This is a genomic window from Castellaniella sp. FW104-7C03 (genome assembly GCF_040276085.1).
In the GTDB taxonomy this organism is placed as follows: Bacteria; Pseudomonadota; Gammaproteobacteria; order Burkholderiales; family Burkholderiaceae_B; genus Castellaniella.
In genome coordinates this window covers 61,345-76,320 of sequence record NZ_JBELOK010000002.1, presented here as the reverse complement: position 1 = coordinate 76,320, position 14,976 = coordinate 61,345, and the positions used below count along the sequence as shown (strand labels likewise).

Here is a 14,976-nt window from a genome sequence, read left to right as displayed (position 1 = left end):
AAAGAGGTGAGGAGTGTTTTCCGGGTGATGGGTCGCTCAGTTTTGAGGCTGTCCTTTTGCTTCTTCGTGTGGAGTAATTAACTGCAGAGAATATCCCATTCTCCGCAGTTGCTCGAGCAGGGCGGCAATGACCATTCTGCCTGGTGACATGCAAAGAGCATCTGCGGAATATTGAGCGTCATAACGTTGTGTTGTGTCACTGATGAGCGTGGTTGCCTTGATTCTGTTTTTATGACGTTTTATCTTCATTTTTAATTTTGGCAGACATGGGCTGACACTACTGCAATGTGAAACCTGAATGCTTCTCCAGTTGTTTAGTGTTGCGCAAGGAAGGCCCTCTTTACCTGAGCTAAATGCCCATGCGAGCATCTCGATGATTTTTTGTTCATATAGTGAACTTGGGTCTACGGCTGCTACGCATATCGAATGGTGCTTTTTTCTCTCGGAATAGATGAGGCAAAGGTCGAGCGAGTTTGCATCTGCCATATTTCTCATAGGACCTAATGCAAAGATGCTCCAGCTTAAGTTGGTCGGGTGCGTTTTGACGCGAATCTGGAGTAGATGCTCGTGCTTCAGCTGGTCCGAATTGGAGCCTATCAATCTCGGCGCCAGGGATATGGATAAAGCGGTGGGGCTGCTTCTTGAGTTCATGTCCGGCTTCTGTGCGATTTTGAATGGATTGTTATCGCAGCAACGCACATAAACACGCAATACTCAGAAAACTATCTGTGACTTGATGCCGACCGCAGGCCTCCCGGTTAGCCGCTTCTCTACTCGCAGGTACGGCATCCACCCAGTCGCTATACGTCGCAAGCAGCGCCGTGCTGCGAAAGGATATGGATGGATAGGTTATGAAATCTGAACGACCGGTGCGCATTGAGGAGCCGCTCATTGAGCTGTTGCTCCGACAGGCTACCAAGCGAGGTCACTCGCTGGCGGAGCTGGCAAGGGCGGTGGGCATCTCATATCAACGTCTTGTTCAGTATCGACGGGGGGATGCAAAGCTGGCTGGTGCGCGACGCCAGACACTGGAGAATATTGGAGCCTACTTGCGAATGCCTGTCATGCTTGTCCTGTTAATGGCGGGGAACATAGGAATGCGAGACCTTGTGTGGCCTGGAGAGCAGGGACGCAACCGTGTGGCAATGGCATTGGAGCTTATGCGGCAAGACCCCCGCGTGGGGCCGTTGGTACCAGCTGGGCTGGAGTGTGCGTCAACCGAGGTTCAGCGTTTTGTATTATTTTTGTATGAGCAGTGGGCGGTCACGACCGGCGATGGCGAAAGCGCCTACATGAAGGAGTGGACGAACATGCTCGCGCAGCTCTCGGCTCATCCCTGAAGGGGTTAGGCTGCTTGAGATGTGTGGGAATGAAGGAGAAGGGGGCCAGCGACTGTGGCTGCCCTTTTTGGCTTGAATGATTCTGAACAAACGGCCCCAACTGGGGCCGTTCTTCCGATGCAGGCAGTCAGCCGTCAGGCCACCTTTCTGATGGCGTCTACCAGTTCATCGGCAGTCGGGTTGTAGTAGCGCATGGCCATTTGCAAAGTTTTCCAGCCCATGATTTTTGCAAGCGTTGTTGGTGGCATTTTCTTGGAGAGCCGCGAGGCCGCTTCGTGCCGCAGGTCATGAAAGCGCAGCCCTTCAATGCCCGCGCGCTCACACGCCCTCGCAAATGCGGCGCCAAGCCCATTGGAGTCGTGAAAGCTCATGAGCCGCCCGTCGTGCAGCGGACGTGGCAGCGAGAGAAGGGCTTCTTCTGCGGTCTCTGAGAGTGGCACGATACGTCGCTCGCCGTTCTTGGTGTCTGCCGCGCCGAGCCGGATGACTTTGTTTTTGAAGTCAACTTGGTTCCATGTCAGCAGTGCTATTTCCCCTCGGCGCATCCCCGTTTCAATAGCCAGAATAACGCAGGTACTCAGTGTCGACGCACGGGCGTCACTTGTGGCGGCAAACAGTCGCGCCTCTTCGTCGTCCTCAAGTCGGCGCTCTCGTCCGGGAGGCAGCTTAGGCTTGCGGATGTTCGCGATAGGGTTGCTAATGGGGATGGACCAGTCCTTGTTTGCGGTAACGAGGACGGACGACATCAGCGATAATTCGAGATGTACTGTCTTGGGGGCGACCTCTTTCAGCCGCTCGTCCCGGTATGTCGAGAAGTCGACGCTGCGCAGGCTGGCTAGGGTGCGTAGGGCAAGCGGATGTTTTTGCAGTTGCTGCAGCCTGGCGCGCTCTGCGGGTGCGCCTTTGTGTGTGGGGGTGACTTCGCGCTCATAGCGCTTCAAGGCTTCGCCGAACGTTGTGCGCTCAGCCTCGGAAAGGTCCACAAAGACTTTTCGGGCCATCTGCGACTCGACCGTGGCCGACCAGGTTTCGGCTTCGCGCTTGGTCTCGAACGTTTTTGTTTGTGTCGGGTAGCCGCTTCGGCGGATAGTAGCTTGGTACTGATACGAGCCGCGCTTTGTGATGCTTGCCATGTTCTGCTCCAGAATGTGTGGTTGGAGTCAGGTGTAGCGACAAGTGCAGCAAAATTGCAGCAAAAACCGAATTTAGAAAGCACAAGGGCTTACCGAAATTCGGTAAGCCCTTGATTTTATTGGTTGCGGGAACAGGATTTGAACCTGTGACCTTCGGGTTATGAGCCCGACGAGCTACCAGACTGCTCCACCCCGCGTCTGAAGAACATAACTATAGCATAGTCTGCGAAAATAAAGCAAGCAAATCTTCTTGGATCAGGATAAAATGGCGGAAACGGAAATCTTGCGGGTACTAGAAACCGCCTTGTTGTGTGCGGATGCACCTTTATCGATTGCCCAGTTACGCGGGCTCTTTGATGACACGATTTCCGGGGACGATGTCCGGCGCCATCTGGCAACCCTGCAACTCGATTGGCAAGAAAAAGGTCTCGAGCTCAGGCAGTTGGCCAGTGGCTGGCGGTTTCAAAGCCGTCCCGACATGCAGCATTACTTGGGGCGCCTAAACCCTGAAAAACCACCTCGATACTCGCGTGCCGTGCTGGAAACCCTTGCGATCATCGCCTGGCGCCAGCCCGTTACCCGAGGCGATATCGAAGATATCCGGGGTGTGACGGTATCTGCTCAAATTATTCGCACCCTCGAAGACAGAGGCTGGATCGAAACACTGGGTTATCGGGATGCTCCCGGGCGCCCAGCGCTGTTTGGTACCACGCGTCGTTTTCTTGAAGACCTCGGTCTGCGTGCGCTGGATGAACTACCGTCTCTCGAAAACACAGAACCCGAGCAGGTTCTGGGCGACCTGATATTGGCTGACCCCGACACCCGGGAGGCCGCTCAATAATGAACAGAATTTTGTGAAGGAGTCACCGACCCCCATGACAGCAGAACTCGAAACGACACCCACAGCCGTACCGGATTCTCCCGCAACGCCCAAAGAGGCCGGGAACAAAGAGCGTGGGCCCTCAGGGCGCTCGCGGGGTGGGCGGAAATTGCGCACTCCGTTTCGTCGTCGTCGGGGGGATGCCGCCGTCAATCCGGAGGCAGAGGCTGATGTTCCGCAAGTAGATGCCGGGTCGCCCGAAGAAGCAGATCGTGCCTTGTCGTATCTCAGTGATACCCACCAGGCGCAACATCACCTTGATCCGTATCTCAACACAGATGCGCTGATGCCCAAGTTGCACAAGGTGCTGGCCGAAGCCGGTATTGGATCGCGGCGCGACATGGAAGACCTTATCGTTGCCGGGCGCGTGTCGGTTAATGGCGAGCCCGCCCATGTGGGGCAACGAGTTGGGCCCAACGATAAAGTACGGGTCAACGGGCGTCTGGTGTCTCGGCCCAGGGCCGGGAAGTTGCCGCGTGTGATTCTCTACCATAAGCCAGCCGGTGAAATCGTCTCGCACGACGACCCCGAAGGGCGGGCAACCGTATTTGCACGCCTGCCACGTATTCGCAGTGGCAAGTGGCTGTCGGTGGGGCGCCTGGATCTCAATACCGAAGGTTTATTGATTTTTACGACCTCGGGCGAATTGGCCAATCGCCTTTCGCATCCCCGATATGGCTCCGAGCGTGAATACGCTGTGCGAGTGCTGGGCGAGCTGGATGAGGCCAAACAGGCCGAGCTCACCACTGGCATCCAGCTCGAAGATGGCATGGCACAGTTCAATTCACTGGAATATATCGGCGGCGAGGGCAGCAATCGCTGGTATCGCGTCACCTTGTCCGAGGGGCGCAACCGCGAAGTCCGGCGCATGTTTCAGGCTGCTGGAGTCACCGTCAGCCGTCTGATCCGTACTCGTTTTGGCGAAGTCATGCTGCCCAGCAACATGCGCCGTGGTCGCTGGGATGAACTCGACGAGCGCTTGGTGGGTGCCCTGATGGTGCATCTTGGTTTGATTCGGGCGGCCGATGATGCCGACGAGCAAGCCGAGCGCCAGCCGCTGTCGCATGCCAGTGCCTTGCCTCCGGGTTATGGTACGCCTGGCCAAAATGGCCAAAATGGTGCGCGCATCAACCGGCGCGGACGTGTGTCTGGCGGGCGACGCAGCACCATTGATCCCTTTACGCCGGGTTTGCTGATCAGCGGCGGTCTGGCTAACGGACACCCCACCGCCGAGCGCGAGCAAAAAGGCGGGAAGCCGGCTCGTAAGGGCCGGCCGGGCAGGCCTCATGGGGCAAATGCCGAAGCGCCTCAAGGCGCGGGCAACCATAAGCCCTCGCGGCCAAAATCCCAAGGAGCACGTCCGGGCAAACCTCGTCGGGGATCCAAACCTGCAGATGCCCAGGCACCGACAGAGTTTGCCGGTCAGGGGCCTGCCGCCGAGCGTTCTCCTCGTACGCCAGGCGGTCGGCCGCCACGGCCTGCTGGTCAGAAAGCAGGGGGGCCAAAACCCAAAGGGCAACAGGCTTCGGGTCAAAAGCAAAATCGGAGTGCTGCCAAGCCGCGTCGTCAGGGAGGCGGCGAGCACCAACCCTCCGGGGCGCATGCTCACGAATCACAGTTGGGTCGGGTGGGACGCGCCCGTTAACCCGAGGCGCTGAAACATTAAAAATCCTTATGTGAACACAGAAATGCTGTTATAATCTAAGGCTTTACAGCACATACAAGTGCTGTGTCCCCCGAAGGCCTGCCTAGTCTGGGGTTTTGCCTTTTATTAAGGTAATGCCAGATTAGTCGCGGGTCTTTGGCGGTTCCTGAATCAGCCTTTTGGCGCAAGCCACAAGGTAAACAAAGGGCTGCTGGACAGCCCCTTTTTTTTGGAATTTATGGCGGATATCTTTGCTGTCACCCAGCAGGCTTTGCTTGGGTTTGATATAGAACTGGTCGATGTCGAGCGCGCGCCCCTGGGGCTGCTGCGTGTGGTCATTGATCGTCCTGAAGGTGTCCGTATCGACGATTGCGAACAAGTCTCACGCCAGCTGTCTCATGTGTTTGAAGTCGAGAACATCGACTACAAGCGCCTGGAAGTCAGTTCTCCTGGTGTCGACCGCCCTTTGCGTCGTCTGGATGATTACCAACGGTTTGCGGGCCAACGCATCGAGCTTCGGCTTCACGAGGCGATTGAATCCCGCAAGGTATTTACCGGCATTTTGCGCACGTCGGAGGATGACCCCTCCCAGCTCAGTCTGGAGTACGAAGACCAGGCCGGGCAGTTGCAGACGCTGCCATTTTCTTTTGACGATGTGGACCGGGCTCACCTGGATCCTGTTCTCGATTTCAAGGGTAAGAAGCGATGAGTCGCGAAATTCTTCTATTGGTCGACGCCTTGGCGCGTGAAAAAAACGTTGAACGCGATGTCGTGTTTGACGCACTCGAAAGCGCTCTGGCTTCTGCCATGAAAAAACGCTTCAAAGAAGACGTGGATATTCGCGTGGCCATCGATCGCCAAACTGGCGAGCACGAAGGTTTTCGCCGTTGGCTGGTGGTGCCCGACGAAGCCGGGCTTCAAGAGCCTGATGCGCAGGAGCTCTTCACCGATGCCCAGGATATTGTGCCTGGCATCGAGATCGGCGAATACATCGAAGAGCCTCTCGAGCCCATCGAGTTTGGTCGGATCGGTGCGCAAGCGGCCAAGCAGGCCATCTTGCAAAAGATCCGTGACGCCGAGCGCGAGCAGGTGCTCAACGATTTCCTCGATCGTGGCGAATCCATTGTCTCGGGTACCGTCAAGCGGCTCGACAAAGGAGATGCGATCATCGAAATCGGCAAGGTCGAAGCCCGTTTGCCCCGATCCGAGATGATCCCCAAAGAAAACATCCGCTCGGGCGATCGTGTCCGCGCCTGGGTGCTCAAGGTAGATCACACGGCACGCGGCCAGCAAGTGATTTTGTCGCGTACTTCACCCGATTTCATCCGCGAGCTCTTCGACAACGAAGTGCCCGAGATCGAGCAAGGCTTGCTGGAAATCAAGGCGGCCGCCCGGGATCCCGGTGTGCGTGCCAAGATTGCCGTGGTGGCGTACGATAAGCGTATCGATCCCATCGGCACGTGCGTGGGCATGCGCGGTTCTCGCGTCACTGCTGTGCGCAACGAGCTCGGTGGAGAGCAAGTCGACATCGTTCTGTGGGCGGATGATCCGGCCGAGTTCGTCATCGGTGCATTGGCGCCGGCGCACGTCGAGTCCATCCTGGTCGACGAAGACAAACATGCCATGGATGTCGTGGTCGACGAAGAAAACCTGCCCAAGGCTATTGGTGCGCGAGGTCAAAACGTCCGCCTGGCATCCGAGCTTACCGGCTGGCAGATCAACATCATGACGCCTGAAGAAAGCCAGAATCGTCAGGATGTCGAGCGTACTGCCTTGCGCCATGCCTTTATCACCAGGCTGGATGTGGACGAAGAAGTTGCCGATATTCTGATTGATGAAGGCTTTACCGGCCTCGAAGAAGTCGCCTATGTGCCCATGCAAGAGCTGCTGGACATCGAAGCCTTCGACGAAGAAACCGTCAACGAGCTTCGCACGCGGGCCCGTAATGCCTTGCTCACCGAGGCCATCGCCCAAGAAGAACGTGTACAAACAGCCCGTGATCTGCTGGAGATCAAGGGCATGGATGCCCCGCTGGTTGCCAAACTGGCCGAAAACGAGATCACGACACTGGATGATTTGGCCGAACTGGCCGCAGACGAACTGGCTGAACTCACCGGTCTGTCTGAAGAAACTGCCAGTGACATGATCATGCAGGCGCGAGCCCATTGGTTCGAAGACGACAAAGCCTGAGGTCTTGTCGCATCGCACCCCATCGCGCCCCTTAACGAAGTTAAAGAGAGAGTCGAATGCCGAGTAACACCGTCGCCCAATTCGCCGAAGAACTGAACATGCCTGCCAACGTCCTGCTGGACCATTTCCGCTCGGCCGGTGTCCAGCTCGATACGGTGAATGCAGACGTGACCGAGGCCGATAAAAGTGCCTTGCTCGAGTCACTGCGTCGCTCGCACGGCGGGGCAGAATCAGGCAAAAAGGTAGTGCTCACACGCCGCAAGACCTCCGAGATCCATCAGGCTGACAGCACTGGCAAGTCACGGACCATTCAAGTCGAGGTTCGCAAGAAGCGGGTGCTGGTCAAGCGGGATCGTGCCGAGTTGCTGGATGCTGCGCGAGCCGAGGCCGTTGCGGCTGCGGGCGAGCCTGCCCAGGCGGCAGAGATTCATTCTTCGCCTGCGCCAGAAGCTATTGCAGCCACCGCTACCCCAGTGGTTGATGAGTCTGTAAAGCTGGCACAAGAGCAGCCCACTGAAACCTCTGCACCGGTTTCCGAACCAGCCAAAGCTGCTCCGGTCGCCGAGACACCTGCTGCGCCAGCCTCTGCCTCCGATGTGGATGCAGGGTCTGCACACGCAGATCAGGCAGATGCCACACCCGAATCCCGCACAGACGCGCCGTCTGCAGAAGCCACGCCTGTCGCGCAGCAGCCTGCAGCGGCCGATGCAGCTCAACCAGACACCGTTGAAGCACCTTCTACTGATACAAAGCCGACTATCGTGAGTGAAACCCCCGTCGTCGAGCAGGCTGCGCCTGCCGAGACGTCTGCCGCATCTCGTTCAAAAACGCATTCTGATGCCACGCCTGCACGGCGCAGCCCCTCGCGGCCGGAGGCTTCCTCCGCACCCGTGGCTGCACCTGCCGCGACACCGGGCAAGGCACGCCGCGCGCCGGCGGCACCGGATTCCGATCGGGATCGTGCCCGCAAGGCAGCAGAGGCCGAGGCCGCTGCATTGCGTGAAATGATGCGTCAGCCGCGCAAAGTGTTGCGCGCAGCCGAGCCCGAAGAATCCAGCTCTAAAACCCTGCATAAACCTGCGGGCAAGAGTACTGCCAAGAAAGAGTCCGAAGGCAAGAAGGTCATCAAGGCAGCGGATGTGTCTTCCAGCTGGTCCAACGATGCTCGCAAGAAGCCGTCCAAGGCCGATACGCTGTCGGCTGGCACCAGCAAAGACGCCTGGCGCTCCGGCAACAAGTCTGGCCGTGGTGGCAAGGGTGGGCGCAAGCAAGGCCGCCGTCACGCAGAGCATCACCAAGAGCCGCAACAAGTCGAATTCATCGCCCGTGAGGTTCATGTCCCCGAGACCATCTCGGTGGCTGATCTGGCCCACAAGATGGCAGTGAAGGCGGCGGAAGTCATCAAGCACCTGATGAAGCTGGGCCAGATGGTAACCATCAACCAGATTCTCGATCAGGAAACCGCCATGATTGTGGTCGAAGAGCTTGGGCATACTGCGATTGCAGCCAAGCTGGACGATCCCGAGGCGTTCCTGGCCGATACCGAAGCCAACGAAACCGAAGCCTTGCCTCGCGCACCGGTGGTGACTGTGATGGGTCACGTCGACCACGGCAAGACCTCATTGCTGGATTACATCCGCCGTACCAAGGTGGCTACGGGTGAAGCAGGCGGGATTACGCAGCACATTGGTGCATACAGCGTCAAAACCGATCGCGGCGTGGTGGCCTTTCTGGATACCCCGGGCCACGAAGCCTTTACGGCCATGCGGGCACGCGGTGCACAAGCCACGGATATCGTGATTCTTGTGGTTGCCGCCGACGACGGCGTGATGCCGCAAACCCGCGAGGCCATTCACCATGCCAAGGCGGCCAATGTACCTTTGGTTGTGGCCATCAACAAGATCGACAAGCCCGAAGCCAATGCCGAGCGTGTCAAGCAAGAGCTGGTTGCCGAAGAAGTCGTGCCCGAAGAATACGGCGGCGATGTGCCGTTTATCTCGGTGTCTGCCAAAACCGGGCAGGGTGTGGATGATTTGCTCGAAAACGTCTTGCTGCAGGCCGAAATCCTCGAACTCAAGGCACCGGTAGACGCACCGGCCAAGGGCATCGTGATCGAAGCCCGTCTGGACAAAGGTCGCGGGCCTGTGGCCACCATTCTGGTGCAAAGCGGTACGCTGCATCGCGGCGACGCGGTGCTGGCCGGGGTGGCCTTTGGTAAGGTTCGCGCCATGCTCAACGATACGGGCAAGCCCACCGCCGAGGCCGGCCCGTCTACGCCGGTCGAGATCCAGGGCCTGGCCGAAGTGCCGGCCGCCGGAGACGAGGTGCTGGTGCTCAACGACGAGCGCAAGGCACGTGAGATCGCATTGTTCCGTCAGGGCAAGTTCCGCGACGTCAAGCTGGCACGCCAGCAGGCTGCCAAGCTCGAGTCCATGTTCGACAACCTGGGCGAGGGTGTTCGTACCTTGCCCCTGATCGTCAAAACCGACGTGCAGGGTTCACAAGAAGCCCTGGTGCAGTCTTTGGTCAAACTGTCCACGGACGAAGTCCGCGTACAGGTGGTGCACGCTGCGGTGGGCGGTATCTCCGAGAGCGACGTCAACCTGGCTATCGCGTCGGGTGCCGTGGTGATCGGCTTTAATGTCCGTGCCGATCAGTCTGCCAAGAAACTGGCAGAAACCAACGAAATCGATCTGCGCTACTACAACATCATTTACGACGCTATCGACGACGTCAAAAATGCCTTGTCCGGCATGCTGGCACCCGAGAAACGCGAAGAAATCATCGGCCTCGTCGAGATCCGCGAGATCTTTACCGTATCCAAGGTGGGCAACATTGCCGGCTGCATGGTGCTCGAAGGCCTGGTCAAGCGCGATTCTCAGGTTCGCCTGCTGCGCAACCATGTGGTGCACTGGTCGGGTACGCTCGAGTCCCTGCGCCGCTTCAAGGACGACGTCAAAGAAGTCAAGTCTGGCTTTGATTGCGGGATCACGCTCCGGGGCAACAATGATATCGAAGTCGGTGATCAACTCGAAGTCTTTGAAATCAAGGAAGTTGCCCGCTCACTGTAAGTGAGGGCTGTCTGTCATGGGTCGTCATAAAACCAAACCGAATCCAGGCCGCAATACCCGGCTGGCCGACCAGATCCAGAAAGATCTGGCGGCCCTGGTGCACCGCGAGCTGGATGTCTCTCAGGCTGGCCTGATCACCCTGACAGGGGTTGATCTGTCGGCCGACTACGCCCATGCCAAAGTGTATTTCACGGTATTGGGTGCAGAACCCGACACAGCAGCCCAGGCCTTGAACAGCAAGGCGGGCTGGTTGCATTCGCAGCTCTTCAAGTTGCTGCAGATTCATACGGTTCCGACGCTGCGCTTTATGCACGATGTGCAACTGGCGCGCGGGATCGAACTCACACAACTCATCGATCGGGCCAATCGCCCCCAAGCGGGCGCATCGGAGATTCCCGAGCTCGAAGACCCGGACGGCCAGCCCTGATAGGGCGGTCGTCACTCATCTGGACGGATTGAACGATGGCTTCCCGACGCGGGCAGATGCTCGACGGTGTCCTGTTGCTGGACAAACCGGAGGGCCTCTCCAGTAATCACGCATTGCAGCGTGCCAAAAGAACCGTGGATGCCCGCAAGGCGGGCCACACCGGCACGCTGGATCCTTTTGCCACCGGATTGCTGATTTGTTGCTTTGGTCGTGCGACCAAGATTTCTGCTGCCATGCTGGAGGCTGACAAGGTGTATGACGCCACCATCACTTTTGGTGAGGAAACTGACAGTGGCGACCTGACCGGCCATATCGTAGCGCGATCCGGGCAGACCCCTGCCGTGACCGCCGCCCAGCTGGAGGACGCTTTGGCGTCTTTCAGAGGCGAGATCCAGCAGATTCCGCCGATGGTGTCCGCCTTGAAGCGCGATGGCAAGCCGCTGTACGAATACGCCCGCCAGGGCATCGAGCTTGAACGACCCCCGCGTCAGATTACGATTCATGCCCTCGACGTGCTGAGTTGCGAAGGCAACCAGGCACGCGTGCGAGTGCATTGCAGCAAAGGCACGTACGTGCGTACCTTGGCTCAGGATATTGGCCGTCACCTGGGGTGTCTGGGCCATCTGTCCGCCTTGCGTCGCACCGCGATCGGGCCTTTTTCGATCGAGCAGGCCATTGGGCTGGAGGCCTTGCAGGCCATGCCCGCGCCGCAGTCGGCGCTGATCCCTTTACACGCCTTGCCTGACGGCCTGCGTCCGGCAAGTGTCACTACCGAGGAAAACATCCTATGAAGCGAGCTTTGCGTAACGTGGCGATCATCGCCCACGTCGACCATGGCAAAACCACTCTTGTCGACCAGCTGCTGCGACAGTCCGGCACCTTTCGCGACAACCAGCAGGTGTCCGAACGGGTCATGGACTCCGGCGATATCGAACGCGAGCGCGGCATCACCATTCTGGCCAAGAACTGTGCGGTCGAGTACGAAGGGACACATATCAATATCATTGATACCCCGGGACACGCGGACTTTGGTGGTGAGGTAGAGCGTGTGCTGTCGATGGTTGATGGCGTGTTGCTGCTGGTGGATGCTGTTGAAGGTCCGATGCCGCAAACCCGCTTTGTGACCCGCAAGGCATTGGCCCTGGGCTTGAAGCCGATCGTTGTAGTTAACAAGGTAGATCGCCCGGGCGCGCGTCCCGATTACGTGGTGAATGCCACCTTCGATTTGTTCGACAAGCTGGGCGCCACCGAAGAGCAGCTGGATTTCCCAGTGATCTACGCATCTGGTTTGGCCGGCTATGCGGGCCTGGAAAGCGATGTGCGATCGGGCACCATGCGGCCCCTGTTTGACGCGATCATGCAATATGTGCCTCAGCGTGATGATGATGCCGATGGCCCCCTGCAGTTCCAGATCATTTCTCTGGATTACAGCAGCTACGTGGGCAAGATTGGCGTAGGCCGGATCAACCGTGGCCGCCTGCATGCAGGCCAGGATGTGGTAGGCATGTTTGGTCCGGAGGGTGAGACCTTCAAGGGTCGCATCAATCAGGTACTCAAGTTCAAGGGCCTGGATCGCGAGCTTGTGGATTCTGCCGAAGCCGGCGATATCGTTTTGATCAACGGGGTTGAAGAGATCGGGATTGGCTGCACGCTGATGGATCCGGCCAACCCCGAAGTGCTGCCCATGCTGCACATCGATGAGCCCACCCTGACGATGAACTTCATGGTGAACACCTCGCCTTTGGCCGGACGCGAAGGCAAGTTTGTTACCAGCCGCCAGCTGCGTGATCGCCTGGATCGCGAGCTGAAGTCCAACGTGGCCTTGCGGGTGAACGACACAGACGATGACACCGTATTCGAGGTGTGTGGTCGTGGCGAGCTGCATTTGACGATTTTGCTGGAAAACATGCGTCGCGAGGGCTATGAGCTGGCCGTGTCGCGTCCGCGTGTGATGTACAAAGAGATCGACGGCGTCAGGTGCGAGCCCTATGAGCTCCTGACTGTGGACGTTGAAGACGGCCACCAGGGCGGCGTGATGGAAGAGCTGGGCCGTCGTAAGGGTGATTTGCAGGATATGGTGCCGGATGGCCGTGGCCGTACCCGCCTCGAGTACCGTATTCCCGCCCGTGGGTTGATCGGCTTCCAGAGTGAGTTTCTGACCCTGACCCGAGGCACGGGTCTGATGAGCCATATTTTTGACGATTACGCTCCCGTACGTGAGGGCGGCGTCGGCGAACGTCGCAACGGTGTACTGATCAGCCAGGATGATGGCACGGCAGTGGCCTACGCCTTGTGGAAGCTGCAGGAGCGCGGCCGCATGTTCGTGTCCCCCCAGGACCCTGTGTATGAAGGCATGATCATTGGGATCCATTCGCGTGACAATGATCTGGTGGTCAACCCCATCAAGGAAAAGAAGCTCACCAACGTACGTGCCTCCGGCAAGGACGAGCACATTGATCTGGTGCCGCCGATTGCGCTCAATCTTGAGTACGCAGTCGAGTTCATCTCTGATGATGAGCTGGTTGAAGTCACGCCCAAGTCCATTCGCTTGCGCAAGCGCTTCTTGCAGGAGCACGAGCGCCGTCGCAGTCTGCGCGAATCAGCCTGACACAGCTATTAGACGTATCGCCCGATAGCTGGTTTTAAAATTCCCGGGGTTTGGATGTATGTCCAAACTCCGGTTTTTTATGTGGATTTCAGTTCAATAGTATTTATCTAATTACCAATAATAAATAATCAATTTTATTAATGCGGAAATCTTGTTTAGACTGTCTGTCAGGGATGGCTCAAACTGAGGGTGTGCATGACGCACTCAAGGCCATGATCAATCTTGTCACCAGGAGAATTCCATGAAAAAGCTGACGACAGCTGCCGGCGCACCAGTGGTCGACAATCAAAACATCCTCACTGCAGGCGCTCGTGGACCAGCACTGCTGCAGGATGTCTGGTTACTCGAGAAACTCGCGCACTTCGACCGTGAAGTGATCCCCGAGCGCCGGATGCACGCGAAAGGTACCGGTGCCTATGGCATGTTTACTGTCAGCCAGGACATCACCCGCTATACCCGGGCAAAGATATTTGCGCAGGTAGGCAAGCAAACCCCCGTGTTTGTCCGTTTTTCGACAGTGGCTGGAGAGCGTGGTGCGGCGGATGCCGAGCGTGATATCCGCGGCGTGGCCATGAAGTTCTATACCGAAGAAGGCAACTGGGACCTGGTGGGCAACAACACGCCGGTGTTCTTTTTTCGAGACCCGCTCAAGTTTCCCGATCTGAACCACGCTGTGAAACGTGATCCGGGCACCGGCTTACGTAGCGCCCAAAATAATTGGGAGTTCTGGACAGGCCTGCCGGAGGCCTTGCATCAGATCACCATCGTGATGAGTGATCGCGGTATTCCTGCAAATCACCGCCATATGCATTTATTTGGCAGCCACACCTTCAGTTTTATTAATGCGCAACAAGAGCGTTTTTGGGTAAAGTTTCATTTCAAGTCGCAGCAGGGGATTCGCAACCTGACAGACGCTGAAGCAGCCGAACTGATTGGGCGTGATCGTGAAAGTGCCCAACGTGATTTATACGAAAGCATCTCACACCAAGAGTTTCCGCGCTGGACACTCTCCGTGCAAATCATGCCCGAGCACGAGGCCAGTGCGTATCATCTCAACCCATTTGATCTCACCAAGGTGTGGCCCCATGGTGATTATCCTCTGATCGAAGTGGGTACTCTCGAGCTTAATCGCAATCCGGAAAACTTCTTTGCAGAAGTTGAACAGGCCGCCTTTACGCCTGCCAACGTGGTGCCTGGTATCGGGTTCTCGCCCGATCGCATGCTGCAGGCTCGCCTGTTTTCTTACGGAGACGCCCAGCGTTATCGCCTAGGGGTCAATCACCACCAGATTCCGGTCAATGCGCCTCGTTGCCCATATCACAGCTTTCACCGGGATGGCGCGATGCGGGTGGATGGTAACTATGGCGGCCTTACAGGCAATCAGCCCAATAGCTCGGGCCAGTGGCAGGAACAGCCCGAATTCAAAGAGCCGCCACTCAGCCTTGAGGGTGCAGCAGATCACTGGAATCATCGTGAAGACACCGATTATTTTTCGCAGCCTGGTGATCTGTTTCGCCTGATGACGCCGGCACAGCAGCAAGCGCTTTTTGACAATACCGCCCGAGCCATCGCGGGGGTGACACCAGAGGTGCAGGCCGTGCATATTCAGCATTGTACCCAGGCAGATCCTGCCTACGGCGCCGGGGTTGCGGCAGCCATTCGTGCGTTGGGTGCCTGAGGCG

The 14,976-nt window shown here is 57.7% G+C and carries 11 protein-coding genes, 1 tRNA gene and 1 pseudogene; 10 read left to right on the top strand and 3 right to left on the bottom strand.

The window, feature by feature from the left end:
• Positions 1-36: 36 nt before the first annotated feature.
• Positions 37-651, bottom strand: a complete 615-nt coding sequence (locus ABS758_RS02380) for a hypothetical protein (RefSeq protein ID WP_350380741.1) — start codon at positions 649-651, stop codon at positions 37-39.
• Positions 652-1,097: 446 nt separating this feature from the next.
• Here ABS758_RS02380 and ABS758_RS02375 point away from each other — a divergent pair, with 446 nt between their 5' ends.
• A complete protein-coding gene (locus tag ABS758_RS02375; protein ID WP_350380743.1) occupies positions 1,098-1,340 on the top strand; it encodes a hypothetical protein in 243 nt (80 codons plus the stop codon).
• Between the two features lie 134 nt (positions 1,341-1,474).
• Here ABS758_RS02375 and ABS758_RS02370 read toward each other — a convergent pair whose 3' ends face one another.
• Complete coding sequence (locus ABS758_RS02370; protein WP_350380744.1) at positions 1,475-2,473, bottom strand: site-specific integrase; 999 nt, start codon at positions 2,471-2,473, stop codon at positions 1,475-1,477.
• A gap of 120 nt (positions 2,474-2,593) precedes the next feature.
• Positions 2,594-2,670 (bottom strand) — tRNA-Met (locus tag ABS758_RS02365).
• 68 nt (positions 2,671-2,738) lie between these two features.
• Between ABS758_RS02365 and scpB the strand changes: the two are divergent.
• From scpB to ABS758_RS02320, 9 genes and pseudogenes are all read left to right on the top strand, one after another.
• Positions 2,739-3,281, top strand: a pseudogene (gene scpB / locus ABS758_RS02360) (SMC-Scp complex subunit ScpB); the annotation flags it as partial.
• Positions 3,282-3,348: 67 nt separating this feature from the next.
• Entirely contained in the window at positions 3,349-4,998 is a 1,650-nt protein-coding gene (rluB, locus tag ABS758_RS02355; protein ID WP_350380748.1) for a 23S rRNA pseudouridine(2605) synthase RluB, read from the top strand.
• A gap of 238 nt (positions 4,999-5,236) precedes the next feature.
• Complete coding sequence (gene rimP / locus ABS758_RS02350) at positions 5,237-5,707, top strand: ribosome maturation factor RimP (RefSeq protein WP_350380749.1); 471 nt, start codon at positions 5,237-5,239, stop codon at positions 5,705-5,707.
• Positions 5,704-7,188, top strand: coding sequence for a transcription termination factor NusA (nusA, locus tag ABS758_RS02345; protein WP_350380750.1), 1,485 nt, complete (start codon positions 5,704-5,706; stop codon positions 7,186-7,188). Before rimP ends, nusA begins: the two co-directional genes overlap by 4 nt.
• 56 nt (positions 7,189-7,244) lie before the next feature.
• On the top strand, positions 7,245-10,259 hold the full coding sequence (infB, locus tag ABS758_RS02340; protein WP_350380752.1) for a translation initiation factor IF-2: 3,015 nt from the start codon (positions 7,245-7,247) through the stop codon (positions 10,257-10,259).
• Between the two features lie 16 nt (positions 10,260-10,275).
• Positions 10,276-10,686 carry a 30S ribosome-binding factor RbfA gene (gene rbfA / locus ABS758_RS02335; RefSeq protein ID WP_350380754.1) on the top strand — a complete coding sequence of 137 codons (411 nt, stop codon included), beginning with the start codon at positions 10,276-10,278 and terminating at the stop codon, positions 10,684-10,686.
• 35 nt (positions 10,687-10,721) lie between these two features.
• The gene (gene truB, locus ABS758_RS02330) at positions 10,722-11,477 is read left to right on the top strand and encodes a tRNA pseudouridine(55) synthase TruB (protein ID WP_350380756.1); all 756 of its coding nucleotides are present in this window, start codon (positions 10,722-10,724) and stop codon (positions 11,475-11,477) included.
• On the top strand, positions 11,474-13,294 hold the full coding sequence (gene typA, locus ABS758_RS02325; RefSeq protein ID WP_350380758.1) for a translational GTPase TypA: 1,821 nt from the start codon (positions 11,474-11,476) through the stop codon (positions 13,292-13,294). Before truB ends, typA begins: the two co-directional genes overlap by 4 nt.
• A 241-nt stretch (positions 13,295-13,535) precedes the next feature.
• Positions 13,536-14,972 carry a catalase gene (locus tag ABS758_RS02320; RefSeq protein WP_350380759.1) on the top strand — a complete coding sequence of 479 codons (1,437 nt, stop codon included), beginning with the start codon at positions 13,536-13,538 and terminating at the stop codon, positions 14,970-14,972.
• Positions 14,973-14,976 lie beyond the last annotated feature (4 nt).

What these genes read in the sequence shown, in the direction of transcription:
- ABS758_RS02380 (WP_350380741.1), bottom strand. Translation starts at nt 651, where the DNA reads ATGAACTCAAGAAGCAGCCCCACCGCTTTATCCATATCCCTGGCGCCG.
- ABS758_RS02375 (WP_350380743.1), top strand. Translation starts at nt 1,098, where the DNA reads ATGCGAGACCTTGTGTGGCCTGGAGAGCAGGGACGCAACCGTGTGGCA.
- ABS758_RS02370 (WP_350380744.1), bottom strand. Translation starts at nt 2,473, where the DNA reads ATGGCAAGCATCACAAAGCGCGGCTCGTATCAGTACCAAGCTACTATC.
- rluB (WP_350380748.1), top strand. Translation starts at nt 3,349, where the DNA reads ATGACAGCAGAACTCGAAACGACACCCACAGCCGTACCGGATTCTCCC.
- rimP (WP_350380749.1), top strand. Translation starts at nt 5,237, where the DNA reads ATGGCGGATATCTTTGCTGTCACCCAGCAGGCTTTGCTTGGGTTTGAT.
- nusA (WP_350380750.1), top strand. Translation starts at nt 5,704, where the DNA reads ATGAGTCGCGAAATTCTTCTATTGGTCGACGCCTTGGCGCGTGAAAAA.
- infB (WP_350380752.1), top strand. Translation starts at nt 7,245, where the DNA reads ATGCCGAGTAACACCGTCGCCCAATTCGCCGAAGAACTGAACATGCCT.
- rbfA (WP_350380754.1), top strand. Translation starts at nt 10,276, where the DNA reads ATGGGTCGTCATAAAACCAAACCGAATCCAGGCCGCAATACCCGGCTG.
- truB (WP_350380756.1), top strand. Translation starts at nt 10,722, where the DNA reads ATGGCTTCCCGACGCGGGCAGATGCTCGACGGTGTCCTGTTGCTGGAC.
- typA (WP_350380758.1), top strand. Translation starts at nt 11,474, where the DNA reads ATGAAGCGAGCTTTGCGTAACGTGGCGATCATCGCCCACGTCGACCAT.
- ABS758_RS02320 (WP_350380759.1), top strand. Translation starts at nt 13,536, where the DNA reads ATGAAAAAGCTGACGACAGCTGCCGGCGCACCAGTGGTCGACAATCAA.